General features: G+C 64.3%; 4 protein-coding genes. 1 reads left to right on the forward strand and 3 read right to left on the reverse strand.

What is annotated here, in order from left to right; genetic code table 11:
- Positions 1-45: 45 nt before the first annotated feature.
- The 3 genes from ID132_RS13520 to ID132_RS03710 all read right to left on the reverse strand — a co-directional run bounded on the left by ID132_RS13520 (position 46) and on the right by ID132_RS03710 (position 3,087).
- Positions 46-891, reverse strand: coding sequence for a glycine betaine ABC transporter substrate-binding protein (locus tag ID132_RS13520; RefSeq protein ID WP_328743616.1), 846 nt, complete (start codon positions 889-891; stop codon positions 46-48).
- Positions 785-1,771: an ABC transporter permease gene (locus ID132_RS13525; protein WP_235988278.1), complete on the reverse strand. Its 987-nt coding sequence runs from the start codon at positions 1,769-1,771 to the stop codon at positions 785-787. Before ID132_RS13525 ends, ID132_RS13520 begins: the two co-directional genes overlap by 107 nt.
- A complete protein-coding gene (locus ID132_RS03710) occupies positions 1,768-3,087 on the reverse strand; it encodes a quaternary amine ABC transporter ATP-binding protein (RefSeq protein ID WP_193127875.1) in 1,320 nt (439 codons plus the stop codon). Before ID132_RS03710 ends, ID132_RS13525 begins: the two co-directional genes overlap by 4 nt.
- 515 nt (positions 3,088-3,602) lie before the next feature.
- Here ID132_RS03710 and ID132_RS03715 point away from each other — a divergent pair.
- Positions 3,603-4,721, forward strand: a complete 1,119-nt coding sequence (locus ID132_RS03715; protein WP_193127876.1) for an FUSC family protein — start codon at positions 3,603-3,605, stop codon at positions 4,719-4,721.
- Positions 4,722-6,392: the final 1,671 nt, after the last annotated feature.

Below are 6,392 nucleotides of genomic sequence, written 5' to 3' on the forward strand. Positions count from 1 at the left end.
CCGCGCTCGCGCGCAACCACCGCATCCGCCTGGTCGAGGTCAGGATTAGTCGGTCAAGCCGTCGACGTACTCCTGGTTCTCGCTGATCCACTCTTCGACGATCGGACCGTAGTCGTTGCCGTCGTACTCGTTAAACATCGCGTTCTCGAGCGAGTAGAGCGTCTCCGAGTCCATCTTGAAGTCGGTGATCCACTGCGTCACGTTCGGGTGGGTGTCCCCGAACTCCTGTGAGCTGAAGCTGTAGATCGACTCCGTCTCGCCGAGGGTGCCCTCCGGGTCCTCGAGATCCTTGATGTCGTACTCGTCGTAGGCCCAGTGCGGGCGCCACAGCGTGACGACGATGTTCTCGCCCGACGACATCGCCGAGTCGAGTTCGGCGAGCATCGCCGGCGTCGACGAGGTGATGTATTCCATGCCCTCGAGGCCGTAGGTCGGGATCACGTTGTCCTTCGTGGCTGCCGTGAGGCCCGCACCCGGCTCGATGCCGTAAATGGTGTTGCCGAACTCGTCAGCGTGGTCGGCGAGCTCGTCGATCGAATCGATCGGCGCATCCGCGTTCACCGCGAAGGTGAGCACGGCCTCGTCGTTCCACGCGCCGAGCTGCGTGATCTGGTCGCCGTATTCCTCGATGTACTGGGCGTGCGTGATCGGCAGCCAGGTGTCGAGCAGGAGGTCGTAGCGGCCCTGCGAGAGGCCGATGTACCCGGCGACGGCGTCGACGTACTCGAGGTTGACGGTGTAGCCCTTCTCCTCGAGGATCGCCTTCCACAGCTCGCTGACGGCCTCACCCTCGGGCCAACCGGTGAAGACACCAATGGTGACCTCGGCGTCGTCCCCGTTGTCGGGGCCGGAGCCCTCCGCGGGGCTCGGGATGAGGTTGGCGACGACCACCGCGACGATGACGGCGATGGCGACGANTCTTGCCCCACAGACCGCTGAAGCGCGACTTGCCGATCGAGCCGGTGATGCGGTCGAGGATCATCGCGAGGATCACGACCGACATGCCGGCCTCGAAGCCGAGCGCCACATCCGCAGTACCGAGCGACGAGGTGACCTGCTGACCGAGGCCACCCGCGCCGACCATACCGGCGATGACGACCATCGACAGCGAGAGCATGATGACCTGGTTCACACCGGCCATGATCGACGGCATGGCGAGGGGCAGCTGCACCTGGCGCAGGATGCGACCAGGCGTCGCGCCGAACGCGTAGCCAGCCTCAACCATTTCCTTGTCGACGCCGCGAATACCGAGCTCGGTCATGCGCACACCCGGTGCGACCGCGAACAGCACGGTCGCGAAAATGCCGGGAACCGGGCCAACGCCGAAGAGGATCAGCGCCGGGATCAGGTAGACCATGGCGGGCATGGTCTGGAGGAAGTCGAGCACCGGTCGGATGACCGAGGAGGCTCTCGCGGACTTCGCGGCCCAAATACCGACCGGGATCGCGATGATCAGCGCCAGCACACTCGCGACGAGCACGAGCGACAGCGTCGACATCGCGTTGCCCCACTGGTCGACAAAGTAGATGAAGAACAGGCCGATGATCGACCCGACCGCGAGTTTCCAACCCTTCATCATGAAGGCGAAGGCCGCGATGAGGATGATCATCACCCAGAACGGGGGCCAGTTAAAGAACGTGTTGAGTGCGTCGTAGAAGAACTCAAGTACGACTCGGACGACGTCGAAGAAGCCGCCGAAGACCTGGACAATCCAGTCAACTGCGATTTCGATCCACGTGCCGAATGGTGCGCGCCAGAACGGTTCGCTCATCGGGTGGCCTCCTCTCCGGGCTCGGTGGTCGATGCTTCGGTGGCAATCGCCTCCGCGGCGGTCTCAGCGGTTGCTCCGTCGGGCACGACCGGCAGCTGCGGGTCGGTGAGGGCCGCACTCTGCGGCAGGTCGAGCGTGCCGGTGTTCGTCGTCATCGAGCTCAGCAGCGCAACGCGCGGCACAATGCCGAGGATGCGCTCGCGCTCGTCGACGACGGGCAACGGCATCGAGGTGTCAACCGACGCCTCGAACAGGTCGCTCAGGATGTCGTCGGGCTTCACGCGCGGAATCTCGCGGTCGACGATGTCGGAGAGGTGCACATCCCCGCGGCGACGCGCGCGGCCGATCTGCGCCTCGGTGACGCCACCGACGAGCTTGTTGCGCTCGACGAGGAACACGCCCGACACCTGCATGTCGCGCATGACCTTCGCGACGCCGTTGACGCCGACGCTCAGCGGCACGACCGCGAGGGCCGGCTGCATCACCGCCGAGGCGGTGAGCACGCGCGAGCGGTCGACATCCTGCACGAACTGCTCGACGTAGTCGTTCGCCGGGCTTGTGAGGATCTCCTCGGGGGTACCTATCTGCACGATCTCACCCGCGCGCATCACGGCGATACGGTCGCCGAGGAACATGGCCTCGTTGAGGTCGTGGGTGATGAAGACGATGGTCTTGCCGAGCTGCTGCTGCAGGTCGACGAGCTCCTCCTGCATTTCGCGACGGATCAGCGGGTCGAGCGCGCTGAAGGCCTCGTCCATGAGCAGGATCTCGGTCTCTGCACACAGGGCGCGGGCGATGCCGACGCGCTGCTGCATACCGCCAGAGAGCTCGTTCGGGAACGAGTTAGCCCACTGGTCGAGGCCGACGGTCTCGAGCACCTTGCGGGCCTGTGCCTCGCGCTTGTCCTTCGGCACTTCCTGGACCTCGAGGCCGAAAGCGACGTTTTCGAGCACCGTGCGGTGCGGGAAGAGCGCGAAGTGCTGGAAGACCATCGAGATGTGCTCACGGCGGATCTTGCGGATCGTCGCCGGATTCGCCCCGACGATTTCCTGACCGCGCACCTTTACCGAGCCGGACGTCGTCGGATTGAGGCCGTTGAGCATCCGGATAAGCGTCGACTTTCCGGAACCCGACAGCCCCATGACGACGAAGATCTCGCCCGGTTTCACATCAAAACTCGCGTCGATCACGGCTGCCGTTGAGGCAGGCGCGAGATCATCGCGAGTGGCGCCCTGCTTTAGGCGCTCTACAGCCTCCTTAGGCTGCTTGCCGAACACCTTGTACAGGTGCTCAACCGAGATGGCTGTGTCTGGCACGAACGCTCCTTTTGGGTTAGTCGTCGCCGCGCACGCAAATCGCACACGAGGGATGCTCCGTGGCATCCACTTGAATCAGTGCGGTGACTCACATCGCCGAGCAATGACATCGGGTCTCAAACTCGGCGGGTTTCACCGCAAATGGCGCGGGAGCGCAGTGCTCACCGCGGCGCAATTTAGGCGGCGGGGCGCCCGAATTACGGCTCAATAGCAAAGCAATACTACCGACTTGGGTGTTTCCGACAGGCGCCGGGAAGCGCGGATCGGCCGGTTTCGCGGCGATGTCGGGCGCCTCGAGGGGCGTCGAATCCTTGCGCTTTCAAGCAAGTCGCGCGTGCGGGGCTATCGTTATGAAGACGTTAAGTCTCCGTGCTGCCTGCCACCGATTCCGCGGTGTTGTGCTGCCAGTACGGTGGTCGCGTCACTTTGCTCGCCTCGGTGCCGCTGCCGCTGGGCGCATCCCGAGGATGCGTGCCCGAGGCCGCCGATCGCACGAACCGAAGGGAGCCACGCAGATGACGTCACCGAACACCGGCCAGGATCCCGAGCGGAAGCCCGAGAGTGCGTGGGCCGAGGTGAACCCGTTTACTTCGGTGCTGCACATTGGCCCGGCGAATCGAGACCACGAGGTGGCGATTCGCTGCACGATTACCGTGATCGTGCCGCTGTTGGTGTTGCTGCTGACCGACCGGCTCGACCTCGTCGTGTTCGTGTCGTTCGCCGCGTTTCCCGGCATCTATGGGCGCAATCTTGAGCACGGGCCGCGGCTGCGCATGCAGTTGCGGGCCGGCGTGCTGATGTTCGCGACGCTGATCGCCGCGACGATCATGGCGCGGCTGCTCGACGGGGTGCCGGGCGAGGCCTGGATTGCGGTGTTGTGCACCTCGGTCATGGCCGCGCTGAGCGCGCTCGTGGCGCAGTACTGGCAGCTGCGGCCCGGCGGTGCGATCTTCAACGTGTTCGCATTTGGCGCGGTGGTTGCCGTGCCGCAGCAGCCGATGCTGTGGGAGGCCGCGCTCGCAACGCTGGTGGTGATCGTCTGGGCCGTGTTGATGGGGGTGTCGTCGCGGTTGCTCGGACGGCGCTTCCGCCAGCCGATCGTCTGGCCACGGGAGGCGACGTTCGTTGGTCGGCCGCATGGTACGTATTTCACGGATGCTGGGCTCAACTTCGTCGCCGCGGGCGCGGCCGGGTGCGTCTCGCTGTCGTTGAGCCAGCCGTGGAACATCGGCCACACCTACTGGGCGCAGTTGGCGGCGGTCGTGCCGCTCGCCGGCCACACGACCAAACATGCGGTGAATCGCGGTTTTCACCGCATTATTGGCACGTTTCTTGGCTTGTTTGGCACCGCGCTGATTCTCTGGCTGGCACTGCCGGTGTGGGCACTGATTCTCGTGATCGCGCTGCTGCAAGGGCTGACCGAGCTGTTCGTGTTGCGCTCATACGTGCTCGGGCAGGTGTTCGTCACTCCCCTGGCGCTCGTTTCGATCGCGCTGGCGACGGTTGGGAGCGGTGGGTCGGTGCACGCGACTGGGCTCGTGTACGACCGGTTCATTGAGACGGTGATTGGCTCGCTGATCGGCGTTGTTGTCGTGTTGGTTCCGTGGGTTGTGCGACGGCGGAGGCGGGGTTAGTCGGCTGGTTTCCGCGCATGTCGGAGGGTCGTGCGAGAGTGAAGTTGAGTTAGGGATGGCTCGCGGCTGGTCGAGACGTCGAACATCCGCGCCGACCGGATTAGAACATCTGTTCGCTTTCATTTCTGGGTGTATGCGTATATACTTGCGATAGCAGTTCCCCCATTGACGCACCTTNAGACGACACCCGCCGACGGCTCCTCCGAGCCGCCCCGCCGCGCGAAGCAACACCGACTCGACGGCACTACGCCCGAACCTGAGGCCGATGGCCTGAACGTTCTGTTCAGCGACATGACCGGCACGTTCGTTGGCGTGTTCAAGGCAGTGAAGGCCGGCGAGTTCGCGATGACCCTGATTCTTGCTCGGGCGTATGAGGGCGCGGAATTACGCACGAACTTGCAAACCGAAGAGCGCAGTTATGTCGCGAACTACGACGACCAACTGCGACTCAACCTTCGTTCCGTGCTCGCGAGCTTTGGTGTGCCAACGAACATGTCCGACATCGCACTCGTCAATCGTGCCTATGACGCGCACCGGTTGACGAGCGAGTTCGCCGATTGGTGCGAGCCCCTGCAGGCCGTCGACGTGACGATGCAACATGCCGGAGCGCTCCTGCGCCACGCAAACAAGGTCCCCGAAGACCGTCGCGCTGACTACTCGCAGCGCGTCCGCGAGTTCGCACGCACCGCCACGGTCGGACAAACCGACACGTTCGCGAAGAAGCTCGCCGCCGAACTCGGCGCGGCGGAGTTCGAGGAGACCTGCGAGCGTGAATACGCCGAACGCCGCGTGACAATCGAGGACCTCGACTTCGGCATGACGGTGCTCACCGCGACCGTCCGAACCGGTGAGGCGCACGCACTCTACGACCTACTCACGAAACAGGCGATCGTGCTGCGAGACGAGCACCGCGAGGATGCGCAGGCGTACCGCCAGCGCATGCGCGAGGCTGCAAAGGCTGGCACCGCCCTGTCGCCGACCGACGCCGAGTTCGTCGAGGATCCCCGGACGCTCGACCAGATACGGGCCGACCTGTTCATCGAGACGATCCTCACTGCGACGCCGCAGAGCATCCTCGAGTCCCACACCGAGGGCGCGGCCCGCATTACCGCCAACGTGAGCATCCTCATCCCGGTCATGTCGCTGCGCAACCCCGACGCACCGCGCGATGTCGCCACCATCAACGGCATGAACCCGATGAGCATGGCGGAGGCCCGCGAATTCGCGGGCACGGCATCCTGCTTCCATCGGCTCCTCACCGACCCGATCACCGNCACTCACCGTCGACACACGAAAACCGACCGCCGAGATGCGAAGGTTCCTGCAAGCTCGCGACCAAACGTGCATCTTCCCGGGCTGCCGCAGATCAGCGACTCAAAGCGAACTAGATCACACGCACCCATGGGCCGCCGGAGGAAATACCAGCGTCGGCAACATGGCACACCTCTGCGTGCGCCACCACACGCTGAAACATCAGAAGCCGTGGAGATGCCGGCACAAGGGCAATGGCGACATGGAATGGATCCCGCCGTTCGGCGACCCCATTACCGTCCAACCGGCGCGCGTCGGCCCGGTCTTCGAGCCGGTCGAAGACCCGGCGCCCTTCTGACGGAGAAGGACTCTGCCCGAATGACGGCTCCAGCGAAAATGGTCGGGATGACAGGATTTGAA

The sequence above is a fragment of the Gulosibacter sediminis genome, assembly GCF_014904065.1.
In the GTDB taxonomy this organism is placed as follows: domain Bacteria; phylum Actinomycetota; class Actinomycetes; order Actinomycetales; family Microbacteriaceae; genus Gulosibacter; species Gulosibacter sediminis.

Excerpts from the sequence above, each read along its gene's own strand:
- ID132_RS03715 (WP_193127876.1), top strand. The coding sequence starts at position 3,603 with ATGACGTCACCGAACACCGGCCAGGATCCCGAGCGGAAGCCCGAGAGT.